Genomic DNA, 19,982 nt, shown 5'->3' with positions numbered 1-19,982 from the left:
GATGCGCTTTTGCGCGCCGCACTGGTCCTTCCCAAGCTGCCAGTGCCAGGTCATTCCGCGGCGGGCAGAACCCCCGGGTGCGACAACCTCAACGGCACGCCCGCCGCCCCCGCCGACCCCTCCTTCATCGGGTCGATGGCCCACGCCGCCGTCTTCGACCACCCGCTGACCGCCGCCGAGGTCATGGCCCAGTACGGCGCGGGCACCTGACCCACCCGTGCGCCCGTCCCGCCGGCCGCGGCCTCAGGTGGTCGCGGCCGGCCCGTCGGCGAGCACGACGGCGTCCAGCCGCGCGCTGACCAGGGCGGCCGCGGCGTCGTCCGCCAGGTCCGCGGGCAGCGACGCCAGCGTCGGCAGGCCCGTCGCGCAGCGCACCCGCTCGGCGACGTCCAGCCGGTCCAGCACCGCGGCGCGGTCGCCCGGGCCCCGCAGCAGCAGCCCCGCCGGCGAGGCCGCCGCGGCGGTCCGGGCCCGGCGCACGACCTCGTCGCCGGCGGCGGACCAGGCGTCACCGGGCGGGCAGTCGAGACCGGCGATGTCACCGGACCCGGCGACGTCCGCGTCGACCACCGGCGGCGACCGGTCGGGGTCCAGGCGCCGGGTGGGGAGCCGGAGGCCCGCCGTGTCCAGCGGGCGGTCCAGCACCCAGTCGACGACCTGGCCGGGGTCCGCCGGGACGTCAGTAGCAGCGGCCCCGGCGTAGCCCGCCAGGGCCTCGTGCACGACGTCGGGGCTGGTGGCGGCGAAGCGGGCCAGCGGGACGTTCCCGGCCCGCGACATGTAGGCCACCATCAGCCGGTCCACCGGGACGTCGAGCCGGTCCGGGAAGCTCTCCCACCACAGCTGGCTGCGCCGGGCGACCTGCTGCAGGCGGGCGACGGCGGGACGACGCACCCGCTCGTAGGCCTCCAGCGCCTCGGGCAGCGCGGCGGCGCGCCCGAGGGCGGCAACCAGCTCGATGGCGTCCTCCATCGCCAGCTTGGTCCCCGAGCCGATGGAGTAGTGCGCGGTGTGCGCGGCGTCCCCGAGCAGCACGGTGCGCCCGGCGTGCCACGGGTCGGCGTGCACGGTGCGGAAGCGCATCCACCGGGTGCGGTTGCCGATCAGCCGGTGCCCCTGGAGGGCGTCGGCGAACACGCCCTCCAGGTGACGCAGGCTGGCCTCGTCGTCGGCGTCCCACGGCAGGTCCTCGGGCGGGGTGAGGCCGGCCCGGTCGAGGGTGGCCGCGTCGGTCTCGACGAGGAACGTGCTGCGGTCGTGCCGGTAGGGGTAGGCGTGCGTGACGAAGGTGCCGGCCGCGGTCTCGACGGGCTCGAACAGCGCGTGCGGCAGGGCGAAGTCCGTGCCGGCCCAGAGGTAGAGGCCCTCCCCGGTGGTCACCCGGGCGCCGAAGGCCTCGGCGTGCCGGTCGCGGGTGGGGCTGCTGACGCCGTCGGCGGCGACGACGAGGTCGGCGTCGAGCTCGTCGCCGGACACCCGCTCCCCGAAGCGCAGCTGCACCCCGGCCCGCCGGGCGTGGTCCTGCAGGACGAGCAGCAGCTGGGTGCGGGCCACCCCGATGAGCGCGTCGTTGCGCACGGAGCTGACCTGCCCGCGCACGCGCATCTGCATGTCGTGCCGGTAGCCGGCCGCCACGATGTCGCGCAGGCTGTCGGGGTCGGCGGCCAGCAGGTTGCGCTGGGTCCCGGCGGCGAGACCGACGCCGAAGCCGAACGTGGTGTCCGGGGTGCCCTGCTCGTGGACGACGACCTCGCAGCCGGGCTGGGCCATCTTGAGCAGCCGCGCCGCGTACAGCCCGCCGGGGCCGCCGCCGACGACCGAGACCCTGCGCAGCTGCATGGACCGCCCCCTCCTCGTGACACTGTTCGACACCTGAGTCGAATCTTCGACGCAAGTGACAGAGGTGTCAACGGGCCGGTCGCCCCTTGACAGATCAGCGCATGCGTCGAATATTCGTCGTTGTCGTCAACCGAGGAGGACGCAGGTCGTGGCTGCCCACCGCATCGGGCTCATCGTGCCCAGCTCGAACGTGACCGTGGAGACGGAGATGCCCGCCCTCCTCCGGCGGCACCCGGCGGAGGAGTTCTCCTTCCACTCCAGCCGGATGCGCATGACGGCGGTGTCCCCGGCTCAGCTGCGCGCGATGAACGCCCAGCGCGAGCGCTGCGTGCTCGAGCTCGGCGACGCCGCACCCGACGTCATCCTCTACGCCTGCCTGGTGGCGCTGATGGCCGGCGGGCCCGGGGAGCACCAGCGCGTCGAGGGTGCCGTCGCCGAGCAGCTGGCGACCGGGGGCTCCGAGAGCCTCATCCGGTCCAGCGCCGGCGCCCTGGTCGAGGGGCTGCGCGCCCTCGGCGCCCAGCGGGTGGCCCTGGTGACCCCCTACATGCGGCCGCTGGCCGAGCAGGTCGTGGAGTACCTCGAGGCCGAGGGCTTCCAGGTCGCCGACTTCCGGGCGCTCGAGGTGGCCGACAACGCCGAGGTGGGCTGCATCCCCGGCGACCGGGTCATGGAGGCGGCCCGGTCGATGTCGCTGGACGGCGTCGACGCCCTGGTGCTGTCCTGCTGCGTGCAGATGCCCTCGCTGTCCCTCATCGACGCGGCCGAGGCCGAGTTCGGCCTGCCCGTGCTGTCCGCGGCGACCGCCGGCGCCTACAGCCTGCTGCGCGCCCTGGACCTGCCGGTGGACCTCCCCGGCGCCGGCAGCCTGCTGCGCGCCGACGCCACCGTCCCCGCGGCCTGACCGCGCCGCCCACCCCCAGGAGGAACCCGTGACCGAGCTGCAGCACCAGGTCCGCGGCGTGGACCACGTCGCCTACCCCACCTTCGACCCCAAGGGCACCGTCCGGTTCTACCGCGACGTCCTCGGCTTCCCCGTCGTGCACTCCATCTGCGCGGCCGGCTGGGGCCCGGAGAAGCACCCGGACTTCATCCACTTCTTCTTCGACATCGGCAACGACGACCGGCTGGCCTTCTTCTACTACTTCGGGCTCGAGCCGTTCGAGGGCGGGCCGCAGGGCGACAGCTACTCGCGCTTCGCCGCGGACGTGCCGGTCTACTTCATCCGCTCCCGGCACCTCGCCATCCACGTGGACAGCGAGGAGGACCTGCTGGAGTACCGCCGGCGGCTGGACCTCAGCGAGTGGCCCGTGGAGATGCAGATCCAGCACGAGACCATCGAGTCGATCTACACCCACGACCCCAACGGCTACATGATCGAGATCACCCGCGCGCTGCGGCCGGTCACCCCGCAGGAGGACCTGGACGCCGCCCTGACCATCGACGCGCTGCTGGACGTCGTGGACGGCCCGGACCCCAGCCTGGGCGCCCTGCTGGCCCGCAAGGCCGAGCTGATCGTCGAGCGGGCGGCCGACTGGGAGGCCGAGCAGCAGGCCGGCCAGCAGGCGGTCCCCGCCCCGGCCGGGAGCGGCGGGGCGTGACCGCGCTGTACGTCCTCGACGTCCCCGAGAACGCCGGGGTCGCCGAGGTGGCCGGCCGCGACCCCGCCGTCACGGTGACCCGCATCGGGCCCTACTTCGAGATCACGGCGGAGGGCCCGATCGTCATCGACCGCCGGGCGACCGGGTGCCGGCACGCCGTCTGGTACTCCAGCGTCGCCGGCCTCGGCCGGTCCCGGATCACCCAGCACGACAAGGACGCCCTGCGGGTGGAACCGGCATGACCGCCCCCGCCCGCCTCGGGGCGGGCCGGTGGATCGAGGTGGCGGCCGAACCGGCCGCCACCACCACGACGGCGCACGAGCTGACCACCGCCGACGGCGCCCGCGTCACCGGGCTGCTGCGCACCGTCCCCGGCGCGCGGACCGTCGTCTGCATCATGCACCCGCGCCAGGACGTGTCCCACCACGTCCTGGTCCCCGAGCTGCTCGAGCGCGGGTACGCGGTGTGGACCCAGGGGTCCCGCTCGGTCAACAACGACCTGGCCCTCGTGCACGAGCAGACCCTGCTCGACGTCGCCGCCGGCCAGGTGCACCTGCGCGAGCAGGGCTTCGAGCACGTGGTCACCCTCGGCCACTCCGGCGGCGGCACCCTGTTCGCCTACTACCACGAGCAGGCCGGCCTCGACCCGGGCGAGCGGGTGTCCACGACCCCCGCCGGGCGCCCGGTCGACCTGACCGGGGCCATGCCGCTGCCCGACGCGGCCGTGTTCATGGCCCCGCACCCCGGCCAGGGCGTGCTGCTGTCCCGGCTCATCGACCCCTCGGTCACCGACGAGTCCGACCCGCTCTCGGTGGACCCCGACCTGGACCCGTGGTCCCCGGCCAACGGGTTCGCCGAACCCGGCACCAGCGCCTCCTACGACCCCGACTTCGTCCGGCGGTACCGGGCAGCCCAGCTGGCCCGGGTGGCCAGGATCGACGAGCGCGCCGCGGCCCTCGTGCAGGAGTCGGCCGCCGCCCGCGCCCGGGCTGCCGACGGCGGCGACCCCCGCGACCGCCGCGCGTCGCTGGTCCCCCGCGTGCTGACCGTCTACCGCACCGACGCCGACCTGCGCACGGTGGACCTGTCGCTGGACCCCAACGAGCGGCCCTACGGCTCCCTGTTCGGCCGCCGCCCCGACCTCACCGACTACGGCCTGGCGGGCTTCGGCCGCCTCAGCACCGCCGACGCCTGGATGTCGACCTGGTCGGTGACCACGTCGCGCGCGGACTTCCTGCGCTGCGCGCCGTCGGTCACCGTCCCCACGCTGCTGGTCGAGCTGTCCGGCGACCAGGCCTGCTTCCCCTCCGACGTCGCGGCCATGACCGAGCGGCTGGTGGCGGCCGACCTGACCACCCGGCGGGTGCGCGGGACCCACTTCGGGGGCCCCATCGGCAGGGGTGAACCCACCGGCGCCAGCCTCGCCGCGGCCGAGATCGGTGGCTGGCTGGCCGAGCGCTTCCCCGCCGGCCAGCCGGGCTGACCCACCCCCACCCACCCCCAGCGGAGGACCTGCCGTGCTCGACGCCCCGCCCCTCGCCGACGCCCCCGCCGACGGCGGGACGGCCCGCCACCGCGCCGGCGTCGTCCCCTTCCCGGACGAGGACGTCGCCCGCTACCGCGCGGCCGGGCTGTGGGGCACCGCCACCCTGGCGCAGGAGTTCCGGGCCGTGGCCGACGCGCACCCCGACCGGCCGGCGCTCATCACCGCGACGGGCACGCTGACCTTCGCGGCCCTCGACGAGGCGACCGACCGCATCGCCCACGGCCTCGGTCAGCTGGGGCTGCGGCCCGGCGACCCGGTCGTGTTCCAGGTGACCAACCGCGCCGAGACGGTGCTCGCCTGGTACGCCGTGCTCAAGGCCGGCGCCGTGCCGGTGTGCTCGCTGGCCTTCCACCGCGGGCACGAAATCTCCCAGATCACCCGGCAGGTGGGCGCCGTGGCCCACCTCGTCGAGGCGGGCACCGGCTCGTTCGACCTGGTCGCCTTCGGCCGGGAGCAGGCCGCCGGCCACCCCACCCTCCGCCTCCTGCTGACCATCGGCGCCCCGTCACCCGGCGACGGTGCGGTGGCGGTCGAGACGCTCGGCGCCGGCGTCGACCCGGCCACCGCCCGGGCCTGGGTCGAGCAGGTCCAGGCCGGCATCGACCCCGACGACGTCGCTGTCTTCCAGCTCTCCGGCGGCACCACCGGCGTGCCCAAGGTGATCCCCCGGCTGCACGCCGAGTACTGGTACAACGCGCAGGCCTACGCGGCCGAGTGGGGCTGGGACACCTCCAGCCGGGTGGCGCACCTGATCCCGATCATCCACAACGCCGGCGTCGTGTGCGGCCTGCACGCCCCGCACAGCGTGGGCGCCTGCCTGGTCCTCACCACCGCCGACCTGGACCAGGCCCTGCCGCTGATGGCCGCGGCCGGCGCGACCGACGTCCTGTTCGGCCACGGCCACTTCGGCGCGGTCGACCACCCGGCCTTCCCGGACGCCTCGGCCGCGCTGCGCACCGTCGTGCTCAGCGGCACGAAGGTGCCCACGGCCCTGTTCGAGACCTTCGAGCGCGCCGGGCTGTGGACCGGCCAGCTGTTCGGCATGGGCGAGGGCATGTTCCTCACGACGTCCCCGGGGACCTCCCGCCGGGTCCGCAACCACACCGTCGGCACACCCCTGTCGCCACTGGACGAGGTCCGCATCCTGCAGCCCACCAGCGAGGAGCAGGTCCCGGCCGGCGAGGTCGGCGAGCTGGCCACCCGGGGGCCGTACACGATCCGCGGCTACTTCTCCGCGCCCGAGCACAACAGCCGGGCCTTCACCGGCGACGGCTTCTACCGGACCGGCGACCTGGCCTCGGTCACCGACGTCGACGGGGTCCAGGCGGTGAGCATCGAGGGCCGCATCAAGGACGTCATCAACCGCGGCGGGGAGAAGGTCAACGCCGAGGAGGTCGAGCTCCTGCTGCTGCAGCACCCGGCCGTCGCCGCGGCCGCCGTCGTCGCCATGCCCGACCCGCGGCTGGGCGAGCGCGCGTGCGCCTACCTGGTGGCCACCGGGGACCCGGTCGACCTGGAGGACGTGCGCCGGCACCTGGACGGTCTCGGCGTCGCCAAGTTCAAGTGGCCGGAGCGGCTGGAGTGGGTGACCGAGCTGCCGAAGACCCTGGTCGGGAAGCTGGACAAGAAACGGCTGCGGGAGGACATCACCGCCCGGCTGCGGGCCGAGTAGCGCTCAGCGGTCCAGCTCGCGCTCCAGGTAGTCCAGGTCCTGCCGGAGCAGCGCCAGGGCCCGCTGCGGCCCCGTGCCCGTGACCTGCCGGTCGTCGGCCTCGGCCAGCGACGCGGCCGCCATGTCGGCCAGCTGGCCGGCGACGGCGTCGTCCCCCTGGCCGGGGCGGTGCCACCAGGCGACCCAGTTGCACATGCCGATGATGCCCAGGGCCGCGACGCGGGCATCGGTGGGGCGCAGCTGCCCGGCCTGCACCCCCTCCTCGATCACCGCGGTGAACTCGCGCAGCACCCGCCGCCGGCCGCGGCGGTAGACGTCGGCCAGCTCCGCCGGGAGCTCGGCCTCGGACCGGATGAGCAGCCGGAAGCGTTCGGGGTTCCGGGTCTGGTTGCGCGCCACGGCGAAGGCCATGTCGCGCAGCCGCTGCACGGGCGGGACCGAGGTGTCGGCGTTGATGCGGCCCAGCTCGTCGGCCGGGCCCTCGGTGAGCTCCTCGACCAGCCGGGAGAGCAGGTCGTCCTTGCTGCGGACGTAGTGGTAGAGCGCGGGCCGGGTCAGGCCGGCGGCCTCGGCGATGTCCTGCAGGCTGGTGGCGGCGAACCCGCGCTCGGCGAACAGCCGGGTCGCGTGCTCGAGGATCTGCGCCTCGACCAGGTCCCGGCGTGCGCTGGGCCTGGGGGTCGAGCTCGTGGTCATCGGGGCCTTCCGCCGGTGGCTGGTCACGGACTCTAGTCCCGGGCCGGACGGCGCACCGCCGCGCAGGGACCGGGTGGTCGGCCCCTGCGCGGCGGTGTCCGTGCTGCTCAGGCCCCGGTCGGGGCCGCCGCCAGCAGCCGGTGCAGTGCCAGCGCGTGGTCCTCGTGCGCCGCGGGGACCACGCCGGAGTAGATCGCGGTGGCGCAGCCCGGGCAGCTGAACTGCCGGAACACCACCTCGTCGTCCACGTAGAGCGCCGGGTCGGAGGTGACCTGGGGTCCCGCGGCCGACGACGGGCCGTCGAAGTGGGCCAGCGACAGCCGGGAGTCCGCCCGCGCGTCGCCGAGCACCCGCCCGCAGTGCCCACAGCCCACGACGGGTGCCCCGTCGTGCTGGCCCTCCACGAGGTTGTCGTCGAGCCGGCGCGCCGTGGCCAGGTCGATCGACGGGGCCTCCTGGACCGAGGAGCTCCGGTCGCGGCGCTCCTGCCGCATGCGGTCCCGCAGCTCGTCGGTGGCCGCGTCGTCCACCTGGCCGTCGCGGAGGACGACGCCGTAGACCTGCTGCGCGCCGTGCCCGGTCACCTTGAACTCGGCCAGGTCCCGGGCGACCGCCGCCGGGTCGCGCAGGAGCGGGTCGCCGTAGCCCCCGCCGCCCTGCCAGTGCATGTAGAACACGTCGCCCGGCGCCAGGTAGGACTCGGCGTAGCAGGCCCCGAACTCCTGGTCGCCGCCCACCTGCTCCAGGTCGGCCGGCAGCTCACCGCGCTGCAGGCGGGCGGCCATGTCCGCGCCGCGGGCCAGCACCTCGAGCCCGGTGTTGCCCGGGTAGCCGCCGGCCAGGCCGTTGTTCTGCGCCACCGACTTGCCGGCCGAGGCCAGCACCAGGCCCATCGGCACGCTGGTGCCGTAGGGGGTCACCGCCAGCGACGCGCTGACGCCGCCGCGGTGGCGGCCGGGGCCACCCGAGTCGGGCTCCTCCCGCCGCCACAGGGTCAGCAGCGGGTAGAGGTACTCGGTCATCTCGGTGTCGGGGATGCGGCCCATCGGGATGCAGAACAGACCGCCGGTGTCCATGCCGTCGGCCCCCGGCCGGGCGCCGTAGCCACCCGCCATGGGCTCCATGAGCAGGTTGAGGAAGGGCACGGGCTGGGCGCCGCGCTCGTCGAGCCCGGCGATCACCGCGGTGTCCCAGGTGCCGCAGCAGGTGGCCTGCACGCTGCGCTCCTGGTCCACCGACCGGTCCAGCATCTGGGACAGGCACTCGGCCACCAGCGAGCCGGTCAACCACGCCGGGCCGATGGGCCCCCGGCTGACCGCGGCCGGGAAGGTGGCGTTGTTGATCGTGCCCTCCTCGGCCACCAGGTCGAAGCACCGCATGAGCCCGCCGGCCGACCACGGGATGTTGCCCGCCAGGATCGGCAGCACCGCGGAGATGACGCCGCCGCGCATGCCGGCGTAGGTGCAGTTGATGACGCCCGACTGCGGGTCGGTGCCGGTGAAGTCGAACGTCAGGTGGTCGTCCTGCTTGCTCATGGCGACGGTGATCTTGTGCAGCGCGCGGTCCCCGGAGTGGGACTGGTCCTGGTAGCCGGTGGCCTTCCAGGTGCCGTCGGGCAGCGCCCGCAGCTTGTCCCGCAGCCGCGACTCGGCGTCGGCCATCATCCGCTTCATCACGGCCTTGACCGTGTCGGCGCCGTACTGCTCGATGACGCTGAGCAGCCGCTGCCGGCCGATGCTGTTGGCCCCGATCTTGGCCCGCAGGTCCAGCCCGACGAGCATCGGCACGCGGGAGCGGCGGACCCACAGGTCGGCCACGTCGTCCTGCAGCTCGAAGCCGCGCACCACCTTCACCGGCGGGGTGGGCAGCGCCTCGGAGAACACGTCGGTGGCCCCGGGCGAGAACGACCCCAGCCCGACACCGCCCAGGTCGGGCTCGTGCGCGATGGCGCTGGTCCAGGCGAAGAGCTCCCCCTCGACGAAGACGGGCTGGAACACGATGACGTCGTTCTGGTGCAGGCCGCCACCGACCCAGGGGTCGTTGCACAGGAACATGTCGCCCTCGGCGATGCCGGGGTTGGTCGACCGGTGCCGCAGCGTCCAGTAGACGGCCAGGTCCACGGCGCCGACCAGCATCGTGTTGTACAGCCCGACCTGGACCTCCTGGCCCAGCTCGTCGCTGATGGCGAAGTCGAAGTCGTTGGCGTCGGTGACGATCGGCGAGCCCGACATCCGCTTGAGGGCCTCGCCCATCTCGTCGGTGACCGACCACAGGCGGTGCCGGATGACCTCGTAGGTCAGCGGGTCCAGCCCGTCGATCTGCTCCTGGGTGACCGTGTGCACCGGCAGGGTGGCCGGCAGCGAGGCGGCGAGCTCGGCGGGGTCGACCGGTCGGCTGCTGAACCGCTCCGAGCCGGGGATGGGCATGCTCATCGGGAGGTCTCCTCGCGGGGGGTGATGGTCAGGTTGCCGAGCCGGTCGACGGTGCCGGTGGTCGAGGCGGGGACGACGACGGTCGTCGTGGGCACCTCGACGACGGCCGGCCCCTGGAGGACGTGGCCGGCCCGCAGCGTCCGGTAGTCGTAGACGGGGGTGTCGACGAAGCCCGCCCCGTTCGCCAGGTTGACCGGCCGGTGGGCGATCGGCTCGGGGCCGTCGTCCTCGGCCGCGGCGAGCTCGGGCAGCCGCGGGGAGAAGGGCAGGACGCCGGTGCCCCGGACCCGGTAGGTGATGGCCTGGATGCCGGCGGCGGCGAACCCGGTGCCGGCCCCGAACAGGTCGGCGTAGCGCTGCTCGAAGGCGGCGCCGGTGGCGGCGACGACGCCCTCGTCGACCGGGCCGGCCGGCACGGGCACGGCCAGCTCGGCCAGCTGCATGGAGAAGCGCATGTCGATCTCGCGCTCGGTGTCCACCGAGGTGTACTGCACGCCCTGGCGCTCCAGCGACTCGCGCACCCGGGTCTCGAGCTCGGCGAAGTTCTTCTCCACCTGGACCGGGTCCAGCGGCATCGCGGCCGGGTCGGACAGCTCCGCGGCCACCACGATGTCCGACGACGCCAGGCCGTAGGCGGAGAACGCGGAGGCGACCTGGCCCAGGGGGACGACGACCTCGCCGACGCCGACCTCGGCGGCGTAGGCACCGCAGTGGGCGGGGCCGGCACCGCCGAAGGCGTAGAGCACGAAGTCGCGGGGGTCGTGGCCGGCCTCGACGACCGTCTTGCGCAGCAGGTCGCCGGTCTGCGCGTTCTGCACCGCGTAGATGGCCGCGGCGGCGTCCTCGACGGAGAGGCCCAGCGGGTCGGCGATGCGGCTGCGGATGGCCTCGCGGGCCTTCTCCAGCGACAGCGGCTTGCGGCCGCCCAGCAGGCCGCGCTCGGGGAGGATGCCCAGCACCAGGTTGGCGTCGGTGTTGGTGGGCTCGGTGCCGCCCTGGTCGTAGCAGGCCGGGCCGGGGACGGCCTGCGCGCTGTGCGGGCCGATCTGCAGGTTGCCGCCGGCGTCCAGCCAGGCGATCGCGCCACCGCCGGAGCCGATGGCGTGCACCTTGAGGGTGGGCACGTTGACCGGGTGGTGGTTGATGACCGTGGTGGTCTCGCGCACCGGTTCGCCGTCGACGATCAGCCCCACGAGGAACGTGGTGCCGCCGACGTCGGTGGAGATGATGTTGCGGTGGCCCAGCTGCTCGCCCAGGGCCACCGAGCCGATGACCCCGCCGGTGAGCACCGACCCGACGGTGCTGATGGCGGTGGCCGGGGCCTGCCGGGCCGCGACGGCGCCGCCGTTGCTCTGCATCACCAGCAGCGGGCCGGTCAGGCCCCGGCTGCGCAGCCCGTCCTCCAGGGTGCCCAGGTAGTCGCGCAGGCCCGGCCCGATCTGGGTGCTCATGATGGTGGTGGCGTTGCGGGCGAACTCCCGGATCCGCGGGCTGACCTCGCTGGACAGCGACACGAAGACGTCGGGGTCGATCTCGTGCACCAGCTCGCGCAGCCGCTGCTCGTGGACGGGGTTGCGGAAGGACCACAGCAGCGACACCGCGATCGCCCGCAGGCCGTCGTCCAGCAGGGTGCGGATGGCCTGACGGGCGTGCTCCTCGTCCAGGGGGACGACGACGGTGCCGTCGCGGTCGATGCGCTCCCGCACCTCCAGGGCGTGCCGCTTGGGCAGCAGGCCGTGGGTCTTGGTCTGGCCCAGCACGTGCTGCAGCTCGTGCGGCGAGCTGCCCAGGTACCGGCCCTCGACGTTCATGATGTAGATCGAGTCGCGGTGCCCGACGGTGGTGAGGAAGCCGACCGGCGGGACGTTGCCCATGACCAGGGCGTTCAGCGACGAGGTCGTGCCGTGCGCGATGTGGTGGGTGTCGGCGAGGACGTCCTCCAGGGGCCGCCCCAGCTGGTCGGCGAGCAGGCCGAGGACGTCGAGGACGCCGCGGGAGTAGTCCGGCGGGGTGGACGGCGTCTTGGCCGCGAGGATCGTCCCCGCGTCGTCGTCGAGAACCGCGTCGGTGAACGTCCCTCCGACGTCCACCCCGATCACGTACGCCACGGTGCGCTCCTTGTGCTCGATGCCCGTCCGGCCTTCGCTGGCCAGCCCGTTGACATGCACGTAGATTTTTCGACGTTGCCTTCGTCACGTCAAGGGGGTGCTCTCCCGGACCGCGGAGACCGCCCGGCCACGTGGCCCGGACCGGGAGGACCGCATGCCCGCCACCCCCGAGCGCACCGACCCCGAGCGCGAGCACCTCGCCGCCGCCGCCCACTCCTTCGGCGTGCCGGTCGACGGCTTCACGATCACCCGCGTCACCGCCGGGAGCGGGCTGTCCGCACTGCGCTACGGGACCGGCCGGCCCGGCGTGGTCCTCCTGCACGGGGGCGGCCAGAACGCCCACACCTGGGACATCACCGTGGCGGCAGCCGGCCTGGCCGGCGTGGCGGTGGACCTGCCGGGGCACGGCCGGTCCCCGTGGACGGCCGACCACGACCACTCACCCCGGCGCCTGGCCCCGGCCGTGCGCCGCGCGGTGACCGAGCTCGCCCCCGGCTGCCGCGTGCTCGTCGGGATGTCCCTGGGCGGCATGGTGGCCCTCGACCTCGCCGCCTCGCTGCCCGACCTGCGGGCACTCGTGCTGGTGGACGTCAGCCCGGGGTCGACGGTCCCGCCGGGCAGCACGGTCGGGGCCGCCCAGCGGCTGGCCCGGGCCCCGCTCGACGACCTCGTCGAGCAGGTGCACCGGCTGTCCCCCGAGCGCGACCCCGCACCCCTGCGGCACAGCATCTGGCACGCGACCCGGGACGCCGGCGACGGCGACCGGGCCTGGACGGCGGACCCGGGCGCCCGGGTGGGCTCGTTCGAGGACCTGTGGCCGGAGCTCGAGCAGCTCGCACCCCTGCTGCACCTCGTGCTGGCCGCGCACGGGTCCTTCGTGCCGCCCGGCGACCTGGAGCGTCTGCGCCGCCTGGTCCCGGCCGTGCGCGTGCACCGGCTCCCGGGGACGACCCACTCGGTGCAGAGCACGCGACCCCGGGCCCTCGCCGAGGTCCTGGTGCAGGTCGCCGCCGCGGCGGGCCTCGCCCCCGGGGCGACCGCCTGATCGCGGCCCGGTCAGGCCTCGTTCTGCACGCTGGCGCGGTCGATGACCGCCTCGGTCAGCGCCACGTCGAAGCGCTGGGCGATCGCCTGCAGGTCGTCGGGCGAGGCCCCGTCGCCGGACCTGGCCTCGACGAAGTCGGCGATGAGCTCGAGCAGGTCCCGGGACGTCGTCATGCCAGCACTGTCGTCCACCCCGCCGCCCCTGTCTACGCGAGCGTGGAGGATTCGACGCCTGCGTCGCTCACCAGTCGGGTGCCGGACCTGCCAGGGCCGCCACGGTCGCGTCGGGGAGCAGGTCCTGCACGACCGCGACGGCCACCATCCCCGACACCAGGTTCCACACCCGGGCGGCGAGGTCCCCCGCGCCGATGCCCCGGTCCGCCAGGGCGATGACGGCGAGCATCTGGGCCGCCACCGCCGGCCGCTCCCGGCCCGACAGCCAGGCCGCCCAGGCCGCCTCCTGCATGGCCGTCGCCCACTCGACCGGGTCGGCGGTCCCCCGGGTCCGGCGGAGGAACGCCCCGCAGCCCCGGGTCCCGGTGGGCAGCCCGTCGAGCAGCGCGACGACCCGGACCGCGTTCGGCCCGAGGCCCGCGGGGCGACCGGCGGTGGACGCCGCCTGCCGGACGGTCCGGTAGAGGTCGTCGGCGGGCTCGGTCGCGCCGGCCGTCCACGCGCCGACGACCGCCTCGGCCAGCAGGTCGGCGGCCAGCACGCGGACGTCGTCCGGGTCGACGGGCGGGAGCGCCCCGGGGCCGAGCAGCTGCTCGCAGACGTACGGGCCGAGTTCGTGGGCACCCCCGAGCGCGAACGAGTCCCACCCGCCGGGGTCCGCCTGGACCACCGGCCGCCCGCCGTCGTCGCCGGCGGACAGGACGGGGAAGGAGGCGGCCCGGATCTCGCGCATCTGCACCGACTCGGCCAGCGCTGCGCGGCGCGGGCCGGCGGGGAGCCCCACCAGGGGGTGCCGGGCGGCGAGGTCCGCCAGCAGGGCCGGTGTCGCGGTGGCTGCGACGAGGAGCACCGACGCGACCCGCGCCGCGGCCGGACGTCGGACGACGTCGAAGCCGACGGCGCTGGGGTTCAGCAGCGTGTAGCCCACGGGTTCCTCCTCCGCTGGCGTCACCTCGGTCTCGGGTGGACGGCGCAGGCGCGCGGTCGCCGACCGGTGCGCCTGGTCCCCCACCGATCGGCTCCCGCCGCCCGCGCTTGAGCGCAGTCCGCCGACCGGGCGTGAACAGATCAGGGGCGTTCCGGATGGTCGACCCGGCGGAGGAGCCATGTCGACACGGGCGCCGAGGGCGCCCGGGGGTCCGCCGTCCCGCCCCCCGGCCGCGATGCGTCTGACGATTCCGCTGCTCAGGGGGCCGGGGCCCGGTCGGACCGGACGGCGGCGCCGGCCGCCGGGACCGCAGGGCACCGCTGCACGACGAACCGGAACGGCGTCGGCCCGCCGCGGAGATTGCGCGCTGTGCTCAAGGTCGGCCCCGGCTGGTCGTTGATCCCGCCGAGCACCCCATTGCGGGGGTTCTGATCCCGGAACGGTCAAGACCGTTGGTCGGGAGCCGATCCCCCACCGTCCGCACCGTCCCCACCCGCTTCCGTGGAGGAGCCGCAGTTGCCCGAGCGCCGTGCCTGGACCACCGCGGTCCCCCGCCCGACCCGGTGGGCCTTCGGGCTGCTCCTGGTCGCCGCCGTGGTGCGGCTGCTGGTGCCCGCCGGCACGACCAGCGAGCTGCTCTACCTGCTGGTGGTGACCGGCGCAGCGGTGCTGGCCTGGGGGGCGGTGCTCGGCGGCTCCCGCGCCGGCGCGTGGACGGCGGCCGGGGTGACGCTGTCGGCCCTGGGGGACTGGGTCTGGCAGGTGCTCACCTGGCGGGGCGCACCGACCGACGTGTCGGTGGCCGACATCGCCTACCTGCTCTCCTACGTCGCCGTCGGCATGGGCCTGCGGCGGGTCCTGGCCCGCACGGTCGAGGGCTCCCGGGTGGACCGCCTGGTCGACACCGCGGCGGTGTTCCTGTTCGTGCTCCACCTGGAGTACGTGGTCGTCCTCCAGCACAGCATCGGCGCAGCGGGGCTGCCGTCCCTGGACCGCGTCGTCATGGCCGGCTACCCGGTCCTGGACGCCTGGCTGGTCGCCCTGGTGGCGCGGCTGTTCTTCGCGCGCTCCTCCCTGCGCGTCGAGGCCGGCCTGGTGGCCACCGGCGCCTCGGCCTGGTTCCTCGCCGACATGGGCTACCTGTTCGCCGCCGGCGACTCCACCGTGCTCGACACCGGGTGGACCATCGGTTCCCTGGCGCTGGCCGGGTCGCTGTGGGCCGCCGGCGCGGGCCGGTCCGGGCCGGACCCCTCCCCCCGGGTGGCGCTGCCGGTGTCCCGCGCGCAGCTGGCGGTGACCCTGGCACCCCTCGCCGTCCCTGGCGTGGTGGCCGTCGTCGGCCGGCTCGACGGGTCCGCCGTGGACCCCCTGCCCGGCGTCGCCGTCACCCTCACCATGCTGGTGCTGGCCTTCCTGCGCGCGGACCGGCTGTCCCACCAGCAGGCCGAGCTGCGCCAGGCCCTGGAGCTGCGGGCGCGCCGCTCGAGCGCCCTGGCCGTCGACGCCGCCGACGCCCTCGTGGTCGTCGACCGGGACGGCGCACCCCTGCGGGGACCCGGCCTGCCCGACGCCTCGCCCACCTGGTCCGGCGTCGGTCGGACCGACCCCGCCGGCCGGCAGGCGGTGCTGGACCGGGCCCTGCTGCACCCCGGGCACCCCGAGGTCGTCGAGCTGCCCGGCGCGCTGGGCACCTGGGTCGAGGTCCGGGTGGTCGACCGCACCGCCGACCCGGACCTCGCCGGCCTCGTCGTCACCATGCAGGACGTCACCGAGCGCCGGCGGGTGCAGGACGAGCTGGCCCACCAGGCCTTCCACGACGTCCTCACCGGCGCCGCCAACCGTGCCCTGTTCGACGACCGCATCACCCACGCCCTCGCCCGCAGCGCCCGGACCGGCGTCGACCCGACGCTGTTGTCGATGGACCTCGACGGGTTCAAGAACGTCAACGACACCCTGGGGCACCCCGCCGGGGACGCGCTGCTGCAGCTGGTCGCCGAGCGCCTGACCGCCCACGTGCGCCCGGGCGACACGGTGGCGCGCCTGGGCGGGGACGAGTTCGCCGTGCTGCTGGACGGGCAGGCCCCCGACACCGGCGGTGACCACCTGGCGGTCGCCGAACGCCTGCTCGCCCGGCTGTCGCTGCCCTACGAGGTCGCCGGCCGCACCGTGCGGGTGGGCGTGAGCATCGGCCTGGTGACCGCCACCCCCGACGGGGAGTGCACGCCCACGACGCTGCTCCGCGACGCCGACGCGGCCCTGTACGCGGCCAAGGCGGCCGGCAAGGGGCGGGTCCTGGTCTTCGAACCGCGGATGCGGGCCGACCTGCTGCTGCGCACCCGGCTGACCGCCGACCTGCCCGGTGCGCTGGCCGCGGGCCAGCTGCGCGTGGTCTACCAGCCGGTCGTCGACCTGGGCACCGGTCAGCTGGAGGGCTTCGAGGCCCTGCTGCGCTGGCAGCACCCCGTGCTCGGGGACGTCGCCCCGACCACCTTCGTCCCGATCGCCGAGGAGACCGGCCACATCGAGGCGATCGGCGCCTGGGTGCTGCGGGAGGCGTGCACCGCCGCCGCGGCGTGGTGGGCCGGCACCGGCCCGGGGCCGGGCATCGCGGTCAACCTCTCGGTGCGCCAGCTCCGGTCCGACGACGTGGTGACCCAGGTCGCCGGCGCCCTGGCCGACAGCGGGTTGCCGCCGCACGCGCTGTGCCTGGAGCTCACCGAGACCGCCCTGGTGCTCGACACCGACCAGGCCACCCGCACCCTGCACGCGCTGCGCGACCTGGGGGTGCGGCTGGCGGTGGACGACTTCGGCACCGGCTACTCCTCCATGGCGCACCTGCGGCACTTCCCGGTCGACGTCCTCAAGATCGACCGGTCCTTCATCAGCGGCATGGATCCCGACGGCCCGCCGTCCACGGTCGTCCGGGGGCTGCTCGAGCTCGCCCGGGTCATGGGGCTCGACGTGGTCGCCGAGGGCGTGGAGTCCGCCCACCAGCGCGAGCAGCTGCAGGCCCAGGGCTGCAGCTCGGCCCAGGGCTGGTTGTTCTCCGCCGCCGTGGAGCGGGACGTCGCCGACCAGCAGGTCGCCGCCGCCCGCATCGCCGCCGGCGCGGCCGGCGCGCAGGCGTGACCGGCACCGGCCGCCGGCGGCCCCGCCGGACCCGGCGCGGCGTCCCGCTGTGGGCCTACCTGACCGCCCTGGTCGGCGTGCCCCTCGCGGGCGTCGTCGTGCTCAGCTCGATCATCGTCGACACCCGCCGCACCGAGGCGCGCGGCGCGCTGCAGGCCGAGGACGCCGTGCAGGTGACCGCGCTGGTCGACGAGGCCCGGCGGACCACGGAGAACGAGGCCGTCTGGGCACTGCTGCTGTGGGCCATGGACAGCCCGGCCACCATCGAGGCCATCGGCCTGCCCCTCCCCCAGGTCGCCGCGCAGCGCCCCCTCGTCGCCGGCCTGCAGACCAGCTACCGGGCCGCCACCGACGCCGCCCTGGACGCGCTCGCCGACCGCCGCCCCGACCTGGCCGCCGACGTGCGCACCGACCTGGCCGACGTGCGGCGCACCGCGGAGGTCAGCACCCAGGGCCTGCACCAGCTCTACCTGGACTACGTGTCGCTGTCGGACCGGCTGATGGCCGCCGAGCGCCGCACCGCCGCCGAGGCCGGCGCCGGCGGCACCCCGGCCGGCACCCGTGCCGCGATCGCCGACGCCCAGCTCGTGGCCGGCTACGCCCAGGCCGCGTCCCGGCAGATGCCGCTGTACCTGGGCTCGATGATCGACCAGCAGGCCGGCTCGCTGATCGGGTCGCGGCTGGGCTGGGAGACCGGCTGGATGGCCTACACCGACGCCCGCGCCCAGCTCGACGGGCTCTCCGACCCCACCACCACGGCGCAGTGGCGGGAGTTCACCGCCACCCCGGCCGTGCAGGGCCTCGACCGGGCGCTGGACCCGGCGGCCACCCCGCCGGGCGCTGTCCCCACCGTGCTCCAGGTCGTGTCGCTGGTGGTGCAGCGCGAGACCCGCGACACCGACACCGCGGCCCTGTCCAGCACGGCGTTCCAGCGCGCCCTGGCCCTGGCCGAGCAGGACGCCGACGCCGCCACCGACCGCTCCACCGCCACCCTGGTGTGGGCCGGGGTGCTGGTCGCGCTCGCCGCGCTGAGCGCGGCGCTGCTCGCCCGCACCATCGGCCGGTCGCTGGGTCAGCTGGCCGCCCGGGCCGCCGAGGTCAGCCACGGCGAGCTCGTCGAGGTGGGCACCCGCGGCCCCCGCGAGGTGCGCACCGTCGGTGCGGCCCTGGGGACGGCGGTCGGCAGCCTGCGGCGCATCCAGGACCAGGCCCGCGCCGTCGCCGAGGGCGACCTGACCAACGTGCTGCTGGCCGAGCCGCTGCCCGGACCGCTGGGCGCGGTCGTGCACGCCTCGGTGCAGCAGATCGTGGCCTCGGTCCGCCACCGCGAGGAGCTGCAGTCGGCACTGGCCCACCAGGCCGCCCACGACCCGCTCACCGACCTGCCCAACCGCGCCCAGGCCCTGGCGCTGACCGCGGCCGCGCTGAACCGCGGGCGCAGGTCGGGGGCCATGGTCGGGCTGCTGTTCTGCGACCTGGACGGCTTCAAGGCCGTCAACGACTCCTGCGGCCACGACTGCGGGGACGACGTCCTGCGCGAGGTCGCCCGCCGGCTGCGCGGTCAGCTGCGCGGCGGGGACGTCGTCTGCCGGCTCGGCGGGGATGAGTTCGTCGTCCTGGTGGAGCCGGTCGAGGCCGAGGCCGACCTGGTCGAGCTCGCCGAGCGCCTCATCGCCACCGTCGCACGGCCGATCACCGCCCAGGGCCACCGCGTCGCCGTGGGCGTCAGCATCGGCGTCGCGGTCAGCCGGGACGCCGCCGTGGACGCCGCCGCCCTGCTGGCCGAGGCCGACACGGCCGTCCACCGGGCCAAGGCCCACGGCCGCGGCCGCGCGGAGGTCTTCGACGACGCGCTGCGGGCCCAGCTGGGCGCCCACGCCGAGCTCGAGCGCGCGATCGCGGCAGGGCTGGCGGCCGGGGAGTTCCGGGTGCACTACCAGCCGGTCGTGCACGTCGAGTCGGCCGAGGTCGCCGGGTTCGAGGCGCTGGTGCGCTGGGACCGCCCCGGCCACGGGATGGTGCCGCCGGACTCCTTCGTCCCCGTCGCCGAGGCGAGCCGGCTGGTCTGCGACCTGGACCGCTGGGTCCTCGGCGAGGCCACCCGGCAGCTGGCCGCGTGGCGGGCCGCGGGTGCCGCGGACGGGGTGACGATGGCGGTCAACCTGTCCGGCCGGCACCTGACCGACCGCCGCGTCGTCGACGACGTCGCCCGCGCCCTGGCCGACGCGGGGCTGCCCGCCCACCTGCTGGTGCTCGAGGTGACCGAGACCGTGCTGGTCGACGACCCCGTCGCCGCCGAGCACCTGGCGGCCCTGCGGGCCCTGGGCGTCTCGGTCGCCATCGACGACTTCGGCACCGGGTACACCTCGATCGGCCAGCTGCGGAACCTGCCGGTGGACACCCTGAAGATCGACCGCAGCTTCGTCGGCTCGACCGAGCCCGGCCACGACCAGCTCGTCGCCCTCATGATCAAGGCCGCGCACACCTTCGGCCTCACCGTCGTCGCCGAGGGCGTGGAGGACGTCGGGCAGTGGGCCCGCCTGCAGGACGAGCGGTGCGACCACGCCCAGGGCTGGTGGACCGGCCGTCCCCTGCCGGCCGACGAGGCGGGGCGCGTCCTGCTGGCCCCGGCGACCGTCCCGGCCCCGCGCCGGCCGGACCGCCGAGCAGCCGGGAGCGCGGCCTCCTCGGTCTGACGTCGCCGCCCCCCGGCCCGGCGGAGGTCGATGCCGGGGTCCTCGCGCTCTACGATGCCGTCCACCGGACCGGTGCGGCGTCGACCAACGGGCGTCGCCCGGCCTGACCACCGGCGC

At 75.4% G+C, this 19,982-nt stretch carries 15 protein-coding genes; 9 read left to right on the top strand and 6 right to left on the bottom strand.

Going from position 1 to position 19,982, the window contains the following annotated elements:
* The first annotated feature begins 42 nt into the window (after positions 1-42).
* Complete coding sequence (locus BLT39_RS22300; RefSeq protein ID WP_165640173.1) at positions 43-210, top strand: hypothetical protein; 168 nt, start codon at positions 43-45, stop codon at positions 208-210.
* A 33-nt stretch (positions 211-243) separates the two neighbouring features.
* On the opposite strand, the gene BLT39_RS06140 is transcribed toward BLT39_RS22300, so the two are convergent.
* Complete coding sequence (locus BLT39_RS06140; protein WP_091060517.1) at positions 244-1,839, bottom strand: FAD-dependent monooxygenase; 1,596 nt, start codon at positions 1,837-1,839, stop codon at positions 244-246.
* A 148-nt stretch (positions 1,840-1,987) separates the two neighbouring features.
* On the opposite strand from BLT39_RS06140, the gene BLT39_RS06135 reads away from it, so the two are divergent.
* The 5 genes from BLT39_RS06135 to BLT39_RS06115 are packed head-to-tail and all read left to right on the top strand — an operon-like array spanning position 1,988 to position 6,658.
* Positions 1,988-2,743: a maleate cis-trans isomerase family protein gene (locus BLT39_RS06135; protein ID WP_091060514.1), complete on the top strand. Its 756-nt coding sequence runs from the start codon at positions 1,988-1,990 to the stop codon at positions 2,741-2,743.
* 28 nt (positions 2,744-2,771) lie between these two features.
* A complete protein-coding gene (locus BLT39_RS06130; RefSeq protein ID WP_091060512.1) occupies positions 2,772-3,440 on the top strand; it encodes a VOC family protein in 669 nt (222 codons plus the stop codon).
* Positions 3,437-3,682 (top strand): hypothetical protein, encoded by a 246-nt coding sequence (locus tag BLT39_RS06125; RefSeq protein ID WP_091060508.1) that lies wholly within the window; start codon positions 3,437-3,439, stop codon positions 3,680-3,682. Before BLT39_RS06130 ends, BLT39_RS06125 begins: the two co-directional genes overlap by 4 nt.
* Positions 3,679-4,923: an alpha/beta hydrolase gene (locus BLT39_RS06120; protein ID WP_091060504.1), complete on the top strand. Its 1,245-nt coding sequence runs from the start codon at positions 3,679-3,681 to the stop codon at positions 4,921-4,923. Before BLT39_RS06125 ends, BLT39_RS06120 begins: the two co-directional genes overlap by 4 nt.
* Before the next feature lie 34 nt (positions 4,924-4,957).
* Positions 4,958-6,658, top strand: a complete 1,701-nt coding sequence (locus tag BLT39_RS06115) for a (2,3-dihydroxybenzoyl)adenylate synthase (protein WP_091060501.1) — start codon at positions 4,958-4,960, stop codon at positions 6,656-6,658.
* 3 nt (positions 6,659-6,661) lie between these two features.
* Here BLT39_RS06115 and BLT39_RS06110 read toward each other — a convergent pair whose 3' ends face one another.
* From BLT39_RS06110 to BLT39_RS06100, 3 genes are all read right to left on the bottom strand, one after another.
* Positions 6,662-7,354, bottom strand: coding sequence for a TetR/AcrR family transcriptional regulator (locus BLT39_RS06110; RefSeq protein ID WP_091061751.1), 693 nt, complete (start codon positions 7,352-7,354; stop codon positions 6,662-6,664).
* A 107-nt stretch (positions 7,355-7,461) separates the two neighbouring features.
* Positions 7,462-9,786: a hydantoinase B/oxoprolinase family protein gene (locus BLT39_RS06105; protein ID WP_091060498.1), complete on the bottom strand. Its 2,325-nt coding sequence runs from the start codon at positions 9,784-9,786 to the stop codon at positions 7,462-7,464.
* Entirely contained in the window at positions 9,783-11,894 is a 2,112-nt protein-coding gene (locus tag BLT39_RS06100) for a hydantoinase/oxoprolinase family protein (protein WP_091061749.1), read from the bottom strand. The genes BLT39_RS06105 and BLT39_RS06100 overlap by 4 nt, the downstream gene beginning before the upstream one ends.
* A gap of 154 nt (positions 11,895-12,048) precedes the next feature.
* Between BLT39_RS06100 and BLT39_RS06095 the strand changes: the two genes are divergently transcribed.
* On the top strand, positions 12,049-12,939 hold the full coding sequence (locus tag BLT39_RS06095; protein WP_131801415.1) for an alpha/beta fold hydrolase: 891 nt from the start codon (positions 12,049-12,051) through the stop codon (positions 12,937-12,939).
* A gap of 11 nt (positions 12,940-12,950) precedes the next feature.
* Here BLT39_RS06095 and BLT39_RS22295 read toward each other — a convergent pair whose 3' ends face one another.
* Both BLT39_RS22295 and BLT39_RS06090 read right to left on the bottom strand, forming a co-directional pair.
* Positions 12,951-13,112, bottom strand: coding sequence for a hypothetical protein (locus BLT39_RS22295; protein ID WP_165640172.1), 162 nt, complete (start codon positions 13,110-13,112; stop codon positions 12,951-12,953).
* A 67-nt stretch (positions 13,113-13,179) separates the two neighbouring features.
* The gene (locus BLT39_RS06090) at positions 13,180-14,040 is read right to left on the bottom strand and encodes a hypothetical protein (RefSeq protein WP_091060491.1); all 861 of its coding nucleotides are present in this window, start codon (positions 14,038-14,040) and stop codon (positions 13,180-13,182) included.
* A gap of 516 nt (positions 14,041-14,556) precedes the next feature.
* On the opposite strand from BLT39_RS06090, the gene BLT39_RS06085 reads away from it, so the two are divergent.
* Together BLT39_RS06085 and BLT39_RS06080 are read left to right on the top strand one after the other, a co-directional pair.
* On the top strand, positions 14,557-17,169 hold the full coding sequence (locus BLT39_RS06085) for a putative bifunctional diguanylate cyclase/phosphodiesterase (RefSeq protein ID WP_091060488.1): 2,613 nt from the start codon (positions 14,557-14,559) through the stop codon (positions 17,167-17,169).
* The gene (locus tag BLT39_RS06080; RefSeq protein ID WP_091060485.1) at positions 17,166-19,865 is read left to right on the top strand and encodes a putative bifunctional diguanylate cyclase/phosphodiesterase; all 2,700 of its coding nucleotides are present in this window, start codon (positions 17,166-17,168) and stop codon (positions 19,863-19,865) included. Before BLT39_RS06085 ends, BLT39_RS06080 begins: the two co-directional genes overlap by 4 nt.
* Positions 19,866-19,982: the final 117 nt, after the last annotated feature.

It is taken from the genome of Klenkia brasiliensis (assembly GCF_900100695.1).
Taxonomy (GTDB): domain Bacteria; phylum Actinomycetota; class Actinomycetes; order Mycobacteriales; family Geodermatophilaceae; genus Klenkia; species Klenkia brasiliensis.
This window is presented reverse-complemented; position numbering and strand designations above follow the sequence as displayed.